The following is a 401-nucleotide window of genomic DNA, read 5'->3' as shown; positions in this document are numbered from 1 at the left end:
CCCCTCCATCCTCAAAAAACATTTAACCATAAAAAAACATTTTTGTTATAGAACTAATCTGCTCCGTTAGCGCTATAGGAAACTTTTGATTGATACAAATAAGATAAATATAAATACAACTATACTTAGCCAGCCGTAACCTTTTTGTCCCTTTTGAAATTCTCTTAATCCCATTACCAACATCATTAAGCCTAAAAACAACATCATATATCGTTGAAACTTAAAGTCCTCAGTAATCAATCCATAGCCCGCAAGTGTGCAAAAACTTTAACAACAAATCCCCCCTTTAGCTAGGACCGTCCATTTCTCTTTTTTAACTCATCACTTATTTCAATTAAAGTAAGCAATATCAAAGTAAGCATCATAAAAGTAACTAGTTCTCGTGTAATAAATGCCAATAC

General features: G+C 32.7%; 1 protein-coding gene. It reads right to left on the bottom strand.

The window, feature by feature from the left end:
* Positions 1-72: 72 nt before the first annotated feature.
* Complete coding sequence (locus V7014_RS26810; RefSeq protein WP_438824991.1) at positions 73-204, bottom strand: YczI family protein; 132 nt, start codon at positions 202-204, stop codon at positions 73-75.
* Between the last annotated feature and the right edge of the window lie 197 nt (positions 205-401).

It is taken from the genome of Bacillus sp. JJ722, from assembly GCF_036963345.1.
In the GTDB taxonomy this organism is placed as follows: domain Bacteria; phylum Bacillota; class Bacilli; order Bacillales; family DSM-1321; genus Bacillus_AD.
Note: the sequence above shows the minus strand (reverse complement) of the source record. Positions and strands in the feature narration are given on the sequence as shown.